This is a genomic window from Delftia sp. JD2, assembly GCF_001682645.1.
In the GTDB taxonomy this organism is placed as follows: domain Bacteria; phylum Pseudomonadota; class Gammaproteobacteria; order Burkholderiales; family Burkholderiaceae_C; genus Comamonas; species Comamonas acidovorans.
The window spans coordinates 154,380-171,969 of sequence record NZ_LFJT01000008.1 but is presented as its reverse complement, the minus strand read 5'-3'; the positions used below and the strand labels follow the sequence as shown (position 1 = coordinate 171,969).

The following is a 17,590-nucleotide window of genomic DNA, read 5'->3' as shown; positions in this document are numbered from 1 at the left end:
GGCAGGCCGCCAGCCCGCAGGCCAGCGCCGGCCTGGCGCCCAGCCGTGCCACCAGCCAGGCGCCCCCGCCACAGCCCAGCAGCACGGTCACCGCACCGCCCGCCATGCCCACGCGCCCCACGGCCTCGACCGGCCAGCCTGCATCCACGAGAAACAGCTTGGCCAGGCCAAAGCCGCTGACGGCCGTGATGGACGACAGCACGGCTGCCGCCACCAGCGGCCAGGCGCCGGAGCGCTGCACAAAGGCCTTGAGACGGGCTGGCGACCGGCGAACGCCCGGCCGGCTGCGCAGGCCCTGCAGCGCAGCCGGCTCACGCCACAGCGCCACCAGCAGCAGGCTGAAGGCCACGGGCAGGCACAGGGCCGCCAGCGCCAGACGCTGTCCCAGCAAGCCCGCCAGCACCATGCTGCCGGCCCCGCCCACAAAGAAGCCCACCATGGTGCCGCCCACCTGCAGCGCATTGGCGCCAGCCAGACCACGGCCCCTGAAATGCTCGGCCACCAGCCCATCCGTGGCGATGTCCTGCGTGGCACTGGCCAGGGAACCCAGGGCCGCCAGCGCCACGATGGCCGGCGCCGTCTGCAGCGTGATGCCCAGCGCAGCCGATGCCGCCAGGCACAGCAGCACCAGGGCCTGCATGGGCAGGATCCAGCTGCGACGGCGCCCCAGGCGGGCCGACCACCGGTTGTCCACGCGTGTGGCCCACAGGAATTTCAGCACCCAGGGCAGGCCCACCAGGGGCAGGAAGGCCAACGCCCCCAGCTGGGCGCCCTCGCTGCGCAGCAGTGTGGGCACGGCGTCCATGGCCAGGCCCAGGGGCATGCCCTGGGTCAGGTACAGGCCGGCGACCATCAGCCAGGTGTGCAGGTCCGGCTGCGACATCGCAGGGGCGCTGTCCGCATCGTGCAGGGGCGGGCTCATGGCTGCACCTTCTCGTGCTCGCTGCCACGCGCGGGCGTGATGAACATCAGGCGGCCCGGCTGCACCGCTTCCAGCCGGTGCCAGCAGCCGCGCGGCACCACCAGCATCTGGCCTGCCGAGAGTTCCAGAACCGGAGCCTCCTCCCCGCGCCGCTGCGGGCGCAGCAGCACACGCACTTCGCCGTCCAGCAGGCACAGCACTTCGTCGCCGACGGGATGGCGCTCCCAGTGCCCGTCATGCAGCGAGGCACCGTCGCTGAAAGGCTTGATGCCAATGATCCAGTCGCTGGCCGGGTCCAGCTTTTCGTGCGGGCCCAGCACGCGCACCTGCGAAGGGGCGCACAGGCCGATGAGGTGGCTGGCCTGCGCCAGCGGCCGGGCGATGAGGGAATGGGCGTTCTTGTCCATGGTGTGTTCCATCGATGGTGAAGCGGGTTCTCAGAACTCGGCGCGCAGGCTGAGCGTGGCGCTGCGCGGCTCGCCATAGCGGTTGTTCCAGCCCGTGCCGGACAGGCTCTGGTAGTAGCGGCGGTCCGTCAGGTTGTCCACCTGCAGGGCCGCCGTGAGTTGGCGGTTGATGCGCCAGCCCAGGCGCAGGCTGGCCAGCGCGTAGCCGCCCTGCCGCAGCGTCACGCCCTGCGCCTGGTTGTAGAAGTCGCTTTGCGCGCGCAGGCCCAGGCCGATGCTGAAGCGGCGCTCTGCCACCGGCACCTGGTAGCTGGCCCACAGGCGCAGGATGTGGCGCGGCGTGAAGCTGGCGAAGGGCAGGCCCTGGTTCTGCGCGTCCTGCAGGTACTGCGTGCGGTTCCAGGTGTAGGAGGCGCTCAGGCGCAAGTCGCGGTGGGGCTGGCCTTCGATCTCGGCCTCCAGCCCTCGGCTGCGCACCTCGCCGGTGGCGATGTACCAGCAGGCATTGCCCACGCAGGGATGGGCCGGATCGGCCTGGGCACGGTTCTTCTGCCGGATCTCGAACAGCGCCAGGCCCAGGTTCAGGTGGCCGCCCAGCAGTGCGCCCTTGATGCCGGCCTCCAGGTTGTTGCCCTGTACCGGGTCCAGCAGTTCACCGGCATAGGTGTAGCTGCTCTGCGGCTGGAGGATGCGCGCATGGCTGGCATAGGCGTTCCACTGCGGGCCGAGTGCGTACACCAGGCCTGCATAGGGGGTGAACTGCGTGCCCATGCGCGTGCGCACGCGGCTGGCGGCTCCGCCTGCGCCGCCCGTCTCTTGCTCCCAGCGCGTGAAGCGCCCGCCCAGCACCAGCTTCAAGGGGTCGGCCAGCTGCAGCCGCGCCATGCCGTACAGGCCGCTTTGCCGCGTCTCGGTGGGGCCGCGCGTGGCGTAGCTGCCGACCAGGGGCAGCGGCACGCCGTGCGGATTCCAGTTCCAGACATCGACCGGGCTTTGCGGCAGATTGAGGATGGAGGCGGCCCATTGCGTGCTGCGCGTGCGCTGGCGGTTGAAGCCGGCCAGCAGCTCGTGCGTGCGGCCCCACAGCTGCACCGGGCCGCTGGCAAAGGCATCCACACTGGTCTGGCTGTCGTCGAAGCGGTAGGCCGCACCCGTGAGGCGCCCGCCCAGGCCCGTGGCGGGATTGACAGCGCCGTTGGCCCCGGCATAGAGCAGCTCGGAATCGCCGGAGAGGTGATTGAGGTTGAGCCTGGCCTGCCACCCGTTGCTCCAGACATGCTCGACGCCGGCAAAGCTGCGCGTGGTGTTCCAGTCGAAGCGGTCCCAGGCCGCGTCCAGATAGGTGCTGCGCGGCAGGCCCACATCGCGGCCGTCTGCATAGAAAGGCACGCCCGCCATGTTGGTGGTGGAGCGTATGCGCTGATGGTGCACCCCGGCGTGCACCGTGGCGCCGGGCGCCAGGTCCAGCTCGGCAATGGCGTAGAGATTGCCGGTGCGCTCGCCAGCCACGTCGTAGAAGAAGTCACGCTCCTCCTGCGTGGCCACCACGCGGGCACGCAGGCTGCCCGAGGCATTGAGCGGGCCGCCGACATCGGCCTCGGCGCGACGCCGGCCCCAGCTGCCCAGGGTCAGCCCCGCGCTGCCGGCAAACTCCCGCGTGGGCCGCTTGGGCACGAGGTTGACCGTGGCGGCAGGGTTGCCCGTGCCATGCAGCAGGCCTGCGGCGCCGCGCACGATCTCCACGCGCTCGTACATGGCCATGTCCATGCGCGGGCTGGCCGTGTTGCCCATGAGAATGGGCACGCCGTCCTGCTGGAACGAATCGATCTTGAAGCCGCGCTGGTAGTAGCCCGTGGTCAGCAGCTGGAAGGGCTGCACGGTGACACCGGGGGCGTTCTGCATCACGTCGTCCAGGCTGTAGAGGTTTTGTTCGCGCATGCGCTCCTGCCCGATCACCGTGACCGACTGGGCGATTTCCTGCAGGCTCTGGCCCAGCTTGTCCACGCCCGTGCCGGTGACTGCGCTGGCGCGGACCGTGATCCCTGGCAGTGCGGCTGTTTCAGGCGCGCTGCCTGCATCAACCGCCTGCGTCTCGGCATGCAGCCGGGCCGATCCGCCCGTGGCAAAGGCCAGGCACAGGGCCAGTGGCAAGGGGCGCAACACCAGGGGCCGCGCCGCTTTCATTGACGATGAATCCATCACTCCTCCCGAATTTCAAATGAGAACCAATCTCATCCAAATTCTGAAAGACGTGGGCAGCGTCCATGCGCGATTGCGTCACGGCCTGCCGCGATCCCGGCACGATCACGGCAAAATCACGGCACGATTGCAGCGTTGCAAAGCGGCAGCGGAGTCTGTCCTGGGATGGAGACTATCCGCGCCGCAAGGCGCTGGGCAGCACGCCATGGTGGCGCTGGAAGACCTTGCTGAAATGCGAGGGGCTGTAGCCGCTGAGCGCGGCCGCCTGGGCCACATCCATCCGCGCAGAGGCCAGCAGCTCGTAGGCGCGCGCCATGCGCTGGGCCTGCAGCCATTCGGCCACCGTGCAGCCAAAGCACTGGCGAAAGCCCTGGGTGAGCTTGTTCACGTTAAGCCCCACCTCACGCGCCAGAGCGCGCAGGCCCGGTGGATCATCCAGGCGCTCGCGCAGCAGCTGCGCCGCACGCTCCAGTTGCTGGCGTCCGCGCCCGGACAGGTCTTCTTCCCCGGGCCGGGGCATGCACAGGGCCAGCAGCTCCAGCCCCTTGCCCGCCAGATAGAGCTGGCGCGCCGCGCCCTGCAGCGGACAGTGCAGGATCTGCTGCGCCACCGCGCGCTGGGCGGCACTGGCCTGGGCATCGCGGATGAGCGAGCCGCAGGCGCCGGATGCACCGGAATCTCCAGGAGCGCCTGCCTCCATCGCATCGGCCAGCCCCTGCGGCGTCAGGCCCAGGCTGGACGCCAGGCCCGACATGGGCAGGCTGGCCGACACGTACTCCAGATCCGAGCCCTGCTCCATCCCATGCAGCACGTCATGGGGTGCATCGCGCAGGCGCAGGTGTACGGAGGGACCGCACAGCCGCACGGGCGCCGAGCGTTCCAGCTGGTAGCTGATGCTGCCGGACAGCACCAGCACGAGCTTGACCCCGGCCTGCTCGCTCTCGCTGAACCACTGCGTGCGGTCAAAGCGCAGCCGGCCTGCCGACAGGCTGAGCATGGGCGTGGGCATTTGAACGGCGCCGCCGGGGGAAGAAGCAGGAAGGGTGCGGTCCTTTTTCATGGGCGGGTCCGGGCAGCTTGCGCCGTGGTGGCAGGGATCATGAGGGGCGCATGTTAATGCAATCCATTCTCATTTGCATAGCAAGGCCGAACAGGTCATTCGCCCGCCGCATGACGTCCTGCCAAAACATTGATTGACGTCAAGACAGCCACCACCCAGCATTGGCCCGCCTGAAAAATCCGCCGCCGGCCCCAGCCGCTGCGCCACCAAAAACACCGACAAGGAGACATCCCCCATGCCCCGCACCCTTTCACGCAAGCAATTCCTGCGCGCTGCCGCGCTGCTCGGCGCCACGCTGCTGCCCCTGCCCCAGGCCTGGGCGGATGCCTATCCCACCCGGCCCGTCAAGCTGGTCGTGCCCTTCGCCCCTGGCGGCAATACCGATGTGCTGGCGCGCATGGTGGCGCAGGGCCTGTCCGAATCGCTGGGCCAGCCCGTGATCGTGGAAAACATCTCCGGCGCCAACGGCTCCATCGGTGCCAGCCGCGTGGCTTCGGCGGCCAATGATGGCTACACGCTGCTGTTCGGCACGGCCGGCACCCAGGCCATCAACCAGAGCCTGTACAAGAACCTGAGCGAGAAGAGCCTGGGCGATTTCGAGTACGTGGCCCTGGTGACCACCATTCCCAATGTGCTGGTCGTCAACGAGACGCGCACGCCCGCCAGGACGGTGAAGGACCTGGTGGCACGCGCCGCCGCGCAAAAGACCGGCATGAGCTATGGCTCGCCGGGCAGCGGCTCCACGGTCCACCTGTCGGGCGAGCTGTTCAAGAGCGCCACCCAGCTGGACATGGTGCATGTGCCCTACAAGGGCAGCGCGCCGGCCCTGACCGACCTGCTGGGCGGCCAGATCGATTTCATCTTCGAGAACGTGACGCCCGCCCTGCCCTTCGTGCAGTCGGGCAAGCTCAAGGCCCTGGCCGTGACCTCCGAGCAGCGCCTGCCCGCCCTGCCCGATGTGCCGACCATGAAGGAAAGCGGCTACCCCACCTTCGTGACCGGCACCTGGAACGGCGTGCTGGCACCCAAGGGCACGCCGGCCGCCATCGTCAAGCGCCTGGAAGAGGCCACGCTCAAGGTGGCGGGCCATGCCGACTTCAAGTCCAAGGTGACGGCACTGGGCGGCGAAGTGCGCCTGCTGGACTCCAAGGCCTTCCGCGAATTCACGCGGGCCGAGTACCAGCGCTGGAATGCGATCGTGCAGACGGCGAAGCTGGAACGGCAATAACGTCGGCTCCGGTCCCCGCCTCCGGCGCCCGCTGGCGGCGGGTCCAGAACGGCTCGGCCGCCCAGCGCTGCTCCAGCGCGTAGTAGTGCTGGTGGTGGGTGCGGTACGCGGCGCGTATCGTGCCGATCCACGCACTCCAGGACGGCAGCGCATCGGCATCGCCCGCCAGGCTGCGGCGCACGGCCTGGGCGGCCTCGCTGCCCGTGACCAGGCTGTTGAGCAGGCCCTGCGATGCCAGGGGATCGAAGGACAGGCCTGCATCGCCCACGGCCAGCCAGTCCGGCCCGCTGGCTGCATCAAGCCATTGTTCGTGGGCGGCGGCCACGCGCAGCGGCTCCAGCAGCCGGCTGCCCCTGCTGCGCGCGCCCACCAGGGCCGTGTGATGCGCCATTTCCAACAGATCGGCCGTGCTGCGCAGGCGCCGGGCTTCAGGCAGATCGATGTCGGTCTGCCAGGCAATCACGCAACTGCCATCGGGCAGGTCGGCGCTGTACCACCAGCCTTCGGCGTCCGACTCGATCATGGTGGTGCCTGCATGCTCATGCGATGGCGGCTCCACCCAGGCGTGAAAGCAGACCAGGCGGCCACCACGGTGGACCTGGGCGCCCGCCTGCCGGGCCACGCGGGCCGCGCGGCCCGTGGCATCGACCACGATGCGGCAGGACAGCTCCAACGGGCCGTGCGCCGGGTCGCCCTGCGCCCTATCGATCAGGCAGCGCCAGCGCATGGGTGCGCCCGGTGGCTGGCGCTGCATGCTGCGCAGCGTGGCGGGCACCAGGCAGGGCACGCCACGGCTGCGCGCAGCCTCCAGCAGCATGGCGTCGAAGCGCTTTCGGTCCAGGTGCCAGCCCGCGCCATGCGGGTCGAACAGTGCGTCCTGAAAGATAACCTCGGAGCTTCCCCACAATGACCGCCGCGACCAGGCAGGACGGTGGCCCTGTGCCGCGAACGCATCCCACACGCCCAGGTCGGACAGAATCACCCGGGCCGCAGCGGGCAGGGTTTCGCCAATGGCCCGCCCAGCCTGCACGGCGCGTCCTACCAGCGCCACGCGGCAGTGCCCTGCCAGTTGCGCGGCAACGGCCGCGCCCGCCGGCCCTGCGCCCACGACGAGCACATCCAGTTCATCCGGCAGCGGCGCGGCGGCCATGGCGTGCGACGGCATGCCCGGCACTCAGCGCGGCAGCACCGGGCCGCGCTGCGTCATGGCGCGCAACTGCTGCTCGTTGTCTGCATCGAAGGGCTCGATGCGGGGAGGCGCCTCCTGCCCGTCCGGTTGCACCGCAGTCTTGAGCATGTGCAACGGCGCCGGGGCGATGCGGTTTTCCACCTGCATCACCGGCGGGAAGTCCTTGTCGCCCCGCACTCCGGGCCGACTCTCGATGACGCCCATGTCACCGAAGTGGCTGATCATGCGGTTGATCTCGCTCTCATAGCCTTCCTCACCCAGTGTGCGGAACCACGACTCGCGGCGGTTGAAGGCAGCGACACGCTGCTCGCGCGGCAGTTCGGTGTCGATGACTCTTTCATAGGCCTCCTGCGTCAGCACCTGGTTGGGCACGCGGGCTGGCCAGAACGTGGGCAGGTAGGGGTCGTAGCGTGGGCCATAGCCGGCGTAATAGCCGCTGCGGCAGCTGGCGGTGTCGGTCTGCCAGGGGACCGCCATCCAGCGCGTGAGGTCGCCGGCCACCTGCGCATACAGCGGCCCGCTCTCGGACAGGGCCACCGCAGGCGTGAGCCGGGAGCCGTAGAGCTGCAGCTCGGGCGGGTTCACTGTCGCCTCGCGGATGCGGAACGGCGCCCGGTACATGCTGGCGTGCCGCATGGGCCAGGTGATCTCGCAGCCCGGGTGGAAGGCGTCGGCCAGGCAGTCGTCCATGGCGGCATGGTCGAGCATGGCCGGCTGCTCCTGCAGCGGCACGTCGGCGAGCTGGGCAGGGTACTGCTGGCCGGGTTTCCAGTCGGACAGGAAATGGCCGCCGGCCCACAGGTCCAGCATTCTCAGCTGCGTGGGGGTCAGTGCCGCATGCTGGCGCGGCGTGTCGGCGGGCGGCACGGCCATGGCGTCGCCATACAGCCAGGGCCAGGGCTGGGGGGATGCGCCATCACGGTCAAAACGGCGGAAGGCATTGGCCACCTGCTGGCGCAGCTCGGCCCAGGTCGTGCCCGGGCTGTTGAGCCTGGCGATCCATGCCTCGTCATCTGCACTGGCCGCCCCGCCCCAGCCGAACTGGGATGCAAAGCCCTTGTTCGCCCACTGCAGGCTGCTCTGGCGCTGGAGTATGGGCAGGATGTGCCGGCTGAAGGAGACGTGCAGCGGGAAGGCGGCCATGCCCGAGTGGATGTACACATCCTCCATCAGGTCCTTCATGGTGCGCACAGACTTCATCTGCGGGCCGTAGTTGGGCGGCGCAACCGTGACCCATGCCGCATCCACCGGCACGGAAACGCCAGCCACGACGACCTTGGCACGCACGGGGCCGTCGGCCACATCGTCATGCCAGCCCTCGTTGTTCGCAAACGTGGTGGCCTTGGAGCCATCCACGGAGGCAGAGACGCCACGGCCTCCCAGCACGAGAAGCTGGCCCGTCTTTTCAATGCGCAATTCGCCCAGATAAACCGGCTTGCCGCAGAAACTGCCGCTGTCGAATGCCACCGGGGCCGAGCCTTTGGCAATGCAGCGGGCTCCGGGTCGAATGGCCAGGCTTTTCCGGTCCTTCACCGTGGCATTGCGCAAAATCGTGGGATCGGCTGCTGCGGCTTCAGGCACGTCCAGCGCCAATTGGAATTGATACCAGGCGGCCTTGGTATTGGCCAGTTCGACTTCCCATTCGATCTGGTCCTGGTCGGCCGTGAGTTCACGCACCACCTCGCCCGCGGCGTTGTAGCCGTAGATGCGAAAGCGCGCAGCCTGCCGCTTGAGCGCGCCCTGCGCATCGCGCAGGCTGCCTGGCGCCATGGGCGGCACATGCATCAGCTCGGGGCCGACATAGTACTCATCCGGACTATTGCCAATACGCGCCACACCAATTCCCGGGTGTATGGCTGCACGCACAATGGTGGAGTCGATTCCCATTCGTCGCCCTTTCAGTTGCTGAGGCACTGATTGCAACAAACAGTATCAAAAAAGCCGAGACAAAGTTAATTATCGGGAATCAACAATCCATAGCAAAGCAAGAATGAGTTCAATTGAACCCATTCATTCGCCAATAGATGAACTGCTATTGATAATGAATTAGCAGGATAAATATCAATTCACAGCAGCACGATGTCGTATTGCTCCTGTGCCATGGCTGTCTCGGCCTGCAGGGAGATGGGCTTCTTGATGAAGTCGGACAGGCCTGCCAAGTGCTGGCTTTCCTCGTCCAGGAACATCTCCACCACCTTGGGCGAGGCCACGATGCGGAACTCGCGCGGGTTGAACTGGCGCGCCTCGCGCAGGATTTCGCGCAGCACCTCGTAGCAGACGCTGCGCACGGTCTTCACATGGCCCTTGCCCTGGCAGACCGGGCAGGATTCGCACAGCATGTGGGCCAGCGATTCGCGCGTGCGCTTGCGCGTCATCTCCACCAGGCCCAACTGCGAGAAACCGCCCGCCATGGTCTTGACGCGGTCGCGCCCGAGCTGGCGCTTGAATTCGGACAGCACCTCGGCCTGGTGGTCGTCGCGCACCATGTCGATGAAGTCCACGATGATGATGCCGCCCAGGTTGCGCAGGCGCAGCTGGCGCGCGATCTGCTGGGCCGCTTCCAGGTTCGTCTTGAAGATGGTGTCGTCGAAATTGCGCGCCCCCACGTAGCCGCCGGTGTTGACGTCCACCGTGGTCAGCGCCTCGGTCTGGTCCACGATCAGGTAGCCGCCGGACTTGAGGTCCACGCGGCGGCCCAGCGCGCGGGCGATTTCCTCGTCGATGGCGAACAGGTCGAAGATGGGCCGCTCGCCGCGGTAGTGCTGCAGCTTGGGAACGGCCGCCGGCATGTATTCCTGGCCGAAGGTCATGAGCAGGGCGAACTGCTCCTTGGAGTCGATGCGGATGCTCTGCGTGCCCTCGCCCACCAGATCGCGCAGCACGCGCTGAAGCAGGTTCAGGTCCTGGTGCAGCAGCGACATGGGCGGCAGGCGCACCGAGGCGTCCTTGATGCGGCTCCAGGTCTTGCGCAGGTAGCGGATGTCGTCGGCCAGCTCGGCGTCGCTGGAGTCCTCGCCATTGGTGCGCAGGATGAAGCCGCCGCCCCCGCCGGTTTCCTTGGTGCCCACCAGGCCCTGCAGGCGGGCGCGCAGCGCGTCGCGCTCGCCCTGCGGGATTTTCTGCGAGATGCCGATATGGTCATCCTGGGGCAGCAGCACCAGCAATCGCCCCGCAATGCTGATCTGCGTGGACAGGCGCGCACCCTTGGTGCCGATCGGGTCCTTGATGACCTGCACCATGATGGTCTGGCCTTCGAAAACCTGCTTTTCGATGGGCACGACAGGCATGTCCTTGCGCGCGAACATGGGGGCCTCGCCCCCTTCCTGCCGCTGCCAGACATCGGCCACATGCAGGAAGGCCGCGCGCTCCAGGCCGATGTCGATGAAGGCCGACTGCATGCCCGGCAGCACGCGCGAGACCTTGCCCAGATAGACGTTGCCGACCAGGCCGCGCTCCAGCGGGCGCTCCATGTGCAGCTCCTGGACGGCGCCGTTCTCGATGATGGCCACGCGCGTTTCCTGTGGCGACCAATTGATCAGAATGTCTTGCTGCATGCTGTGCCTGTGGTGTGCTTTGTCGTTTGTATTTCTCGGCCATGGCGGCCCGGCAATCATTGCGCCGGTGGCCGCTTGCCACTATCTTGCCGCGCCATCCGCTGCCATCGGCGGTCTGCGCATGCCTGCACGCCCCTGCGGGCCCAGGTCGGGGAGCCGGCCTACAGTGCCCAGCCCAGCTCGCGCAGCAGCGCCGCCGTCTCGAACAGCGGCAGGCCCATGATGCCCGAGTAGCTGCCGTGCAGCCACTGCACATGGGCCGCCGCGCGGCCCTGTATGCCATAGGCGCCGGCCTTGCCCATGGGCTCGCCCGAGGCCACATACGCGTCGATCTGCTGCGCGCTCATGGCCGAGAAGCAGACCTGGGACACCGACAGCGCAGCCAGGCGCCGCGTGCCGTGCTGTATGGCGACGGCGGTCAGCACCTCGTGCTCGCGGCCCGCAAGCGCGGTCAGCATGCGGCGGGCATCGGCGGCATCGGCAGGCTTGCCAAGAATGCGGCCATCCAGCGCCACCGTGGTGTCCGAGCACAGCACGGGCGCCACAGCCAGAGCGCGGCGCGCATGGCGGGCCATGGCGGCATCGAGCTTGAGCGCGGTGACGCGCTGCACATAGTCGCGCGCTGCCTCATCGGCCAGCTCGGCCTCTATGGCCTCGGCATCTTCGGCAATGTCGCCCTCGGCGTTGGGCAGCAAAAGCTCATGGGCCACACCCAGCTGCTCCAGCAGCTGGCGGCGGCGGGGGCTCTGGGAGGCAAGGTAGATGAATGGCGGCATGATAAGAATGAGAAATGCCTTCAGCCCTTTGTTGCAAAGCGCTGAAGGCTATCAAAATCATAGTATCACGAGATCCTCGGATCCGCGTGACAGGGCCGCTGGCAGAGGCTGGGAGCCGGGATAGGCCCTATTCCCGGTGGTAGGGATGGCCGGCGTTGACCGACCAGGCACGGTACAGCTGCTCGATGAGCAGCACCCGCACCATGGCATGCGGCAGGGTCAGGTCCGACAGGCGGATGCGCTCGTGCGCAGCCTGCCTGAAGGCGGGGTCCAGTCCGTCCGGGCCGCCGATGATCAGGGCCACGTCGTCGCCCTCCAGCTGCCAGCCCTGCAGGCGCTGGGCCAGTGCCTTGGTCGTCAGATTGGTGCCGCGCTCATCGAGCACGACGATGCGCGTGCCACGCGGAATGGCGGCCTCGATGCGCTTGCGCTCGGCCGCGTACAGGGTCTCGACCGTCTTGGAGCCGCGCGGCTCGGTCTTGACGGCCTTGAGCTCCACCTTGAGCTCCGGGGGAAAGCGCTTGGCATAGTCGTCGTAGGCCGTCTGCGCCCAGTCGGGCACATGCTGGCCCACGGCCACGATCAACAGCTTCATGCAGCGTCAGTCCCGAACCGTTCAGGCCTTCGCGCGGGGAGCGCGCTTGGCGGCCGGCTTTGCAGCAGCACCTGCCTTGGGCTTGGCGGGAGCGCGGTTGACCACCACGGTCTTGATGGCCTTGGGCGCTGCCGTCTTGCGGGCCGGCGCCTTGGCGGCGGCCGACTTCACGGCGGCGGACTTGGGAGCGGCCGACTTTGCAGCAGCCGGCTTGGCAGCCGCGGAACGGGGTGCAGCGGCCTTGGCAGGAGCTGCCTTCTTGGCAGCGGGCTTCTTGCCTGCAGCAGGTGCAGCGGCAGAAGCGGCCTTCTTGGCAGCAGGCTTGGCGGCCGTTGCAGCAGCCTTCTTGGAAGCGGCCTTCTTGGCCTTTTCCTCGGCCTTGTCGGTGGCGGCCGAGCGCGTGGGCTTGGGAGCACCCAGCTTCAGGCGCACAGGCGTCTCGCCCCAGATCTCTTCCAGGCGGTAGTACTGGCGGATGGCTGGCTGCATCACATGGACCACGGCCTGGCCGCAGTCCACGATGATCCACTCGCCGTTTTCTTCGCCTTCCTGGCGTGGCACGGGAAAACCGGCCTGCTTGACGGCGTCGCGCACGCTGGAGGCCAGCGCCTTGGTCTGGCGGTTGGAGGTGCCCGCAGCCACGATCACGCGCTCGAACAGCGGCGAGAGCTTTTCGGTATTGAAGACCTGGATGTCTTGGGCCTTGACGTTTTCGAGGCCGTCAACAATGGCGCGTTGCAGCTTGGTCACGTCGCGCTTGGCTGCGGAATCCGATTTGGTGGAAGTGGTCATCAGGCGGTGATCAGTGGAATAGAAATGGGATCAATATAGCGCGAGCGCCGTGCGGCCCGTAGAGGGCTTGGCTGTAGCGGCGCTCCAAAATGCATGGAGTTCGCCCACAGATCGCCGGAAGATTTCGCGCCGAAGAAAGTGGAGAACGCAGCCAACGCTGCGCCTCAAGCTATTGAAATTATAGTTTTGCCGCCTATTCCCTTGCACGCGCGGATTTCGCCACGCGGCCGGAGATGGCGGCAATGGAACTCAAAGCCAGTCGCGGCGCACCAGGAATTGCTCCAGCAGCGCGCGCTCGGGCGTGCCGGGCGCGTCCTCGCGCTGGTAGCTCCAGCTCGCATGCGGGGGCATGGACAGCAAGATGGATTCCGTGCGCCCGCCGGACTGCAGGCCGAAGTGCGTTCCCCGGTCCCAGACCAGGTTGAACTCCACGTAGCGGCCGCGGCGGTAGCGCTGGAAATCGACCTGCTGCTGCCCGTAGTCCATGGCCTGGCGGCGCTCGACGATGGGCAGGTAGGACTCCAGAAAGGAATCTCCCACCGAACGCAGCATGTCGAAGCTGCGCGCCTGGCCCAGCTCAGAGAAGTCGTCGAAGAAGATGCCGCCGATGCCGCGCTGCTCGTTGCGGTGCTTCAGGCAGAAGTACTCGTCGCACCAGGTCTTGAAACGCGGGTAGAGCGTGTCGCCAAAAGGCGCCAGCGCATCGCGGCAGACGCGGTGAAAGTGCCGTGCATCTTCCTCGAAGCCGTAAACCGGTGTCAGGTCCATGCCGCCGCCGAACCAGCAGGTGGGCTCGTTGCCCGGATGCCCTTCCGCACCTGAGCCGGCCGCGCCTGAGCCGGCCGCACCTAAGCCGGCCGCAATCATTCGCACATTCATGTGTACCGTAGGCACAAAAGGATTGCGCGGATGGAAGACCAGGGACACGCCCATGGCCTCGAACGGCGCACCCGCCAGTTCAGGCCGGTGCTGCGTGGCCGAGGGCGGCAGCTGCGGCCCGCGCACATGCGAGAAGCCGCAGCCCGCGCGCTCGAACACGCGGCCGCCCTCCATGATGCGGGTGATGCCATCGCCCTGCAGGCGCTCGCCGGGGCCCTTGCTCCAGGCGTCGGACAGAAAGCGTGCACCGCCCTCGCCTTCCACCTGCTCCAGCGCCTGCGTGATGCGGGCCTGCAGGCCCGTCAGGTACTCGCGCACCTGGGCCACGGGCAGCGCCTGCCCGGTCGATTGCTCTGCCATGGACTCAGTTCTTCACAGCACGGAAGCCGATGTCGCGGCGGTACTGGGCACCATCGAAATGGATGCCGCGCGCCACGTCATAGACCTTTTGCTGGGCCTGCTTGACGCTGTCGGCCAGCACGGTGACGCACAGCACGCGGCCACCACTGGTGACGGGCACGCCGTCCTTGAGCTGGGTGCCGGCATGGAAGACCATGGCATCGGCGGCGTCCTGCGGCAGCCCGCTGATGGCATCGCCCTTGCGCGGGTCCTCGGGGTAGCCGGCCGCAGCCATGACCACGCCCAGCGCCGTGCGGCGGTCCCATTGCAGCTCGACCTGGTCGAGCTTGGCATCGGTGGCCGCCAGCATGACGTCCACCAGATCGCTCTTGAGGCGCATCATGATGGGCTGGGTCTCGGGGTCGCCCATGCGGCAGTTGAACTCCAGCGTCTTGGGATGGCCGGACGCGTCGATCATCAGGCCCGCATAGAGGAAGCCGGTGTAGGGAATGCCGTCCTTTTCCATGCCGCGGATGGTCGGCAGGATGATCTCGCGCATGGCGCGGGCATGCACGTCGGCCGTGACCACGGGCGCGGGCGAGTAGGCGCCCATGCCGCCCGTGTTCGGGCCCTGGTCGCCGTCCTTCAGGCGCTTGTGGTCCTGGCTGGTTGCCAGGGCCAGGACGTTCTTGCCGTCGCACAGCACGATGAAGCTGGCTTCCTCGCCGGCGAGGAATTCCTCGATCACCACGCGGGCGCCGCCGTCGTTGTGGGCCACGCCGTACTTGTTGTCCACGAGCATGAAGTCCACGGCGTCGTGGGCTTCCTGCAGCGTTGTCGCAACGACCACGCCCTTGCCTGCGGCCAGGCCGTCGGCCTTGACCACGATGGGCGCACCCAGGCGGTCCACGTAGGCATGGGCCGCCACCGGGTCGGTGAAGGTTTCATAGAGCGCCGTGGGGATGCCGTGGCGCGCCATGAAGTCCTTGGAGAAGGCCTTGGAGCTTTCCAGCTGGGCGGCCGCCTTGGAGGGGCCGAAGATGCGCAGGCCGTGGGCGCGGAACTCATCGACCACGCCGGCAGCCAGTGGAGCCTCGGGGCCGACCACGGTCAGCGCGACCTTCTCGGCCTGCGCCCACTCGCGCAGCGCCTGCGGGTCGGTGATGTTGAGGTTTTCCACCTTGCCGCCGGCCAGGCCCGTGCCACCGTTGCCGGGGGCCACATAGACCTTGGTCGATTTCGGCGATTCAGCCAGTTTCCACGCCAGGGCGTGCTCGCGGCCTCCGCCACCAATCACAAGAATTTTCATAGTTCAGCGTTGTGGTAGACGTCCTGTACGTCATCCAGGTCTTCGATCATGTCCAGCAGCTTTTGCATGCGGGCTGCGTCATCGCCTTGCAGGGCGATGGTGTTTTCCGGGCGCATGGTGACTTCAGCCACCTCCGGCGTCAGGCCCTTGGCCTGCAGCGCGTCGCGCACGGTTTCGAACTCTGCGGGTGCGGTCAGCACCTCGATGGCTCCCTCGTCATCGGTGATCACGTCCTCGGCGCCGGCCTCCAGAGCCACTTCCATGATCTGGTCCTCGTCGCTTCCGGGAGCGAAGATCAGTTGTCCGACATGCTTGAACTGGAAGGACACGGAACCCTCCGTGCCCATGTTGCCACCGTACTTGCTGAAGGCGTGACGCACATCCGCCACAGTGCGCACGCGATTGTCGGTCATGGTGTCCACGATGATGGCCGCGCCGCCAATGCCGTAGCCTTCGTAGCGGATTTCCTCGTAGGTCACGCCTTCGAGGTTGCCCGTGGCCTTGTCGATGTTGCGCTTGATGTTGTCGGCCGGCATGTTGGCCGCCTTGGCCTTTTCCACCGCCAGGCGCAGGCGCGGGTTGGCGCTGAGATCGCCCCCTCCCGTGCGTGCCGCCACCATGATTTCACGGATGATGCGAGTCCAGACCTTGCCGCGCTTTTCGTCCTGGCGGCCTTTGCGGTGCTGGATATTGGCCCATTTACTGTGTCCTGCCACAGGCTGTCCTTTGATATTGATTTAACCTTGCGGCTGGGATTTTACTTTTGACCGCATGCTCCCCCGAGGAAACCCGAAATGGCCGCTCCACTTCTGATCGCCCGCCACTCTGCCACAGAATGCCTGCTGCTGCCCGCACTGGCCAATCGACATGGCCTGATCACGGGCGCCACCGGCACCGGCAAGACCGTGACGCTGCAGAAAATGGCCGAGGGATTCTCCGAGATCGGCGTGCCGGTGTTCATGGCCGACATCAAGGGAGACCTTTCCGGCATCAGCCAGGCTGGCAGCACGGGCGCCAAGATGGCCGCCTCCCTGCAGGAGCGCGGCATCGAGACTCCCCAGCCCCTGGCCTGCCCCACCACGCTGTGGGACGTGTTCGGCGAGCTGGGCCACCCGGTGCGCGCCACGGTCTCGGACATGGGTCCGCTGCTGATCGGCCGCATGCTGGCCCTGAACGACACGCAGATGGGCGTGCTCAACCTGGTCTTCAAGATTGCCGACGACAACGGCCTGCTGCTGCTGGACCTCAAGGACCTGCGCGCCATGCTCCAGCATGTGGGCGACAACGCCAAGCAGTTCACCACCGAGTACGGCAACATCAGCGCGGCCAGCGTGGGCGCCATACAGCGCGGGCTGGTCGCCATCGAGTCGCAGGGCGGTGACAAATTCTTTGGCGAGCCCATGCTCGACATCAACGACCTGATGCAGACCGATGCCGGCGGCAAGGGCGTGGTCAACATCCTGGCCGCCGAGAAGCTGATGAATTCGCCGCGCCTGTACTCCACCTTCCTGCTGTGGATGCTGTCCGAGCTGTTCGAGCGCCTGCCCGAGATCGGCGACCCCGACAAGCCCAAGCTGGTCTTCTTCTTCGACGAGGCCCACCTGCTGTTCAACGACGCGCCCAAGGTGCTGCTCGAACGCATCGAGCTGGTGGTGCGCCTGGTGCGCTCCAAGGGCGTGGGCGTGTATTTCGTCACGCAAAACCCAATGGACGTGCCCGACACCGTGCTGGCCCAGCTGGGCAACCGCGTGCAGCATGCGCTGCGCGCCTTCACGCCGCGCGACCAGAAGGCCGTCAAGGCCACGGCCACCACCATGCGGCCCAAGCCCGGCCTGGATATCGAGGCCGCCATCACCGAGCTGGCCGTGGGCGAGGCCCTGGTGAGCTTCCTCGACGACAAGGGACGCCCCGGCATCACCGAGCGTGCCTACGTGATCCCGCCCGGCAGCCAGATCGGCCCCATCAACGAGGAGCAGCGCAAGACCCTGCTGGCACAGTCGCTGGTGGCCGGCGTCTATGAAAAGGCGGTGGACCGCGAGTCGGCCTACGAGGTGCTGCGCGGCCGCACGGCAGCGGCCGGCGACGGCGCAGCGCCAACCGGCACGGGCCCGGCCGGTGCCACGCCTGCGGCGACCGAAGGGGGCGCCATGATGGACGGGCTCAAGGACCTGCTGTTCGGCACCACGGGCCCGCGCGGCGGCAAGCACGACGGCCTGGTGCAGACCATGGCCAAGTCCACCATGCGCACCATGGGCAATTCGCTGGGCAAGGAGATCCTGCGCGGCGTGCTCGGCGGCATCCTCGGCAACAAGAAGCGCTGAAGCACTGACGCACCGGCACT

Annotated in this window: 15 protein-coding genes; 2 read left to right on the top strand and 13 right to left on the bottom strand. The window is 67.4% G+C overall.

Going from position 1 to position 17,590, the window contains the following annotated elements; genetic code table 11:
- The 4 genes from ACM14_RS07080 to ACM14_RS07065 form a co-directional block, all read right to left on the bottom strand.
- On the bottom strand, positions 1-883 hold an 883-nt coding region (locus tag ACM14_RS07080; protein ID WP_254662011.1), incomplete at its 3' end, for an MFS transporter.
- Positions 884-918: 35 nt separating this feature from the next.
- The gene (locus ACM14_RS07075) at positions 919-1,329 is read right to left on the bottom strand and encodes a cupin domain-containing protein (RefSeq protein ID WP_013802629.1); all 411 of its coding nucleotides are present in this window, start codon (positions 1,327-1,329) and stop codon (positions 919-921) included.
- A gap of 30 nt (positions 1,330-1,359) precedes the next feature.
- Positions 1,360-3,528, bottom strand: a complete 2,169-nt coding sequence (locus tag ACM14_RS07070; RefSeq protein ID WP_065345723.1) for a TonB-dependent siderophore receptor — start codon at positions 3,526-3,528, stop codon at positions 1,360-1,362.
- 172 nt (positions 3,529-3,700) lie between these two features.
- The gene (locus tag ACM14_RS07065) at positions 3,701-4,588 is read right to left on the bottom strand and encodes an AraC family transcriptional regulator (RefSeq protein ID WP_013802631.1); all 888 of its coding nucleotides are present in this window, start codon (positions 4,586-4,588) and stop codon (positions 3,701-3,703) included.
- 235 nt (positions 4,589-4,823) lie between these two features.
- Here ACM14_RS07065 and ACM14_RS07060 point away from each other — a divergent pair, with 235 nt between their 5' ends.
- Entirely contained in the window at positions 4,824-5,816 is a 993-nt protein-coding gene (locus tag ACM14_RS07060) for a tripartite tricarboxylate transporter substrate binding protein (RefSeq protein WP_065345722.1), read from the top strand.
- Here the strand turns inward: ACM14_RS07060 and ACM14_RS07055 are convergent.
- From ACM14_RS07055 to ACM14_RS07015, 9 genes are all read right to left on the bottom strand, one after another.
- The gene (locus ACM14_RS07055) at positions 5,752-6,981 is read right to left on the bottom strand and encodes an FAD-dependent monooxygenase (protein ID WP_065345733.1); all 1,230 of its coding nucleotides are present in this window, start codon (positions 6,979-6,981) and stop codon (positions 5,752-5,754) included. The two genes, ACM14_RS07060 and ACM14_RS07055, sit on opposite strands and share 65 nt — an antisense overlap.
- A 9-nt stretch (positions 6,982-6,990) precedes the next feature.
- Complete coding sequence (locus tag ACM14_RS07050) at positions 6,991-8,892, bottom strand: LodA/GoxA family CTQ-dependent oxidase (protein WP_065345721.1); 1,902 nt, start codon at positions 8,890-8,892, stop codon at positions 6,991-6,993.
- A gap of 179 nt (positions 8,893-9,071) precedes the next feature.
- Positions 9,072-10,559: a ribonuclease G gene (rng, locus tag ACM14_RS07045; RefSeq protein ID WP_013802635.1), complete on the bottom strand. Its 1,488-nt coding sequence runs from the start codon at positions 10,557-10,559 to the stop codon at positions 9,072-9,074.
- A gap of 161 nt (positions 10,560-10,720) precedes the next feature.
- On the bottom strand, positions 10,721-11,335 hold the full coding sequence (locus ACM14_RS07040; protein ID WP_065345720.1) for a nucleoside triphosphate pyrophosphatase: 615 nt from the start codon (positions 11,333-11,335) through the stop codon (positions 10,721-10,723).
- A 127-nt stretch (positions 11,336-11,462) separates the two neighbouring features.
- Positions 11,463-11,930, bottom strand: a complete 468-nt coding sequence (gene rlmH, locus ACM14_RS07035) for a 23S rRNA (pseudouridine(1915)-N(3))-methyltransferase RlmH (protein WP_012205361.1) — start codon at positions 11,928-11,930, stop codon at positions 11,463-11,465.
- Positions 11,931-11,951: 21 nt separating this feature from the next.
- Positions 11,952-12,722, bottom strand: a complete 771-nt coding sequence (gene rsfS / locus ACM14_RS07030; RefSeq protein WP_065345719.1) for a ribosome silencing factor — start codon at positions 12,720-12,722, stop codon at positions 11,952-11,954.
- A gap of 249 nt (positions 12,723-12,971) precedes the next feature.
- Positions 12,972-13,961: an oxygen-dependent coproporphyrinogen oxidase gene (gene hemF, locus ACM14_RS07025; RefSeq protein ID WP_065345718.1), complete on the bottom strand. Its 990-nt coding sequence runs from the start codon at positions 13,959-13,961 to the stop codon at positions 12,972-12,974.
- Positions 13,962-13,965: 4 nt separating this feature from the next.
- A complete protein-coding gene (gene purD, locus ACM14_RS07020; RefSeq protein ID WP_012205358.1) occupies positions 13,966-15,249 on the bottom strand; it encodes a phosphoribosylamine--glycine ligase in 1,284 nt (427 codons plus the stop codon).
- Positions 15,246-15,965: a YebC/PmpR family DNA-binding transcriptional regulator gene (locus ACM14_RS07015; protein WP_012205357.1), complete on the bottom strand. Its 720-nt coding sequence runs from the start codon at positions 15,963-15,965 to the stop codon at positions 15,246-15,248. Before ACM14_RS07015 ends, purD begins: the two co-directional genes overlap by 4 nt.
- A 78-nt stretch (positions 15,966-16,043) precedes the next feature.
- Between ACM14_RS07015 and ACM14_RS07010 the strand changes: the two genes are divergently transcribed.
- Complete coding sequence (locus tag ACM14_RS07010; RefSeq protein ID WP_065345717.1) at positions 16,044-17,570, top strand: helicase HerA-like domain-containing protein; 1,527 nt, start codon at positions 16,044-16,046, stop codon at positions 17,568-17,570.
- Positions 17,571-17,590: the final 20 nt, after the last annotated feature.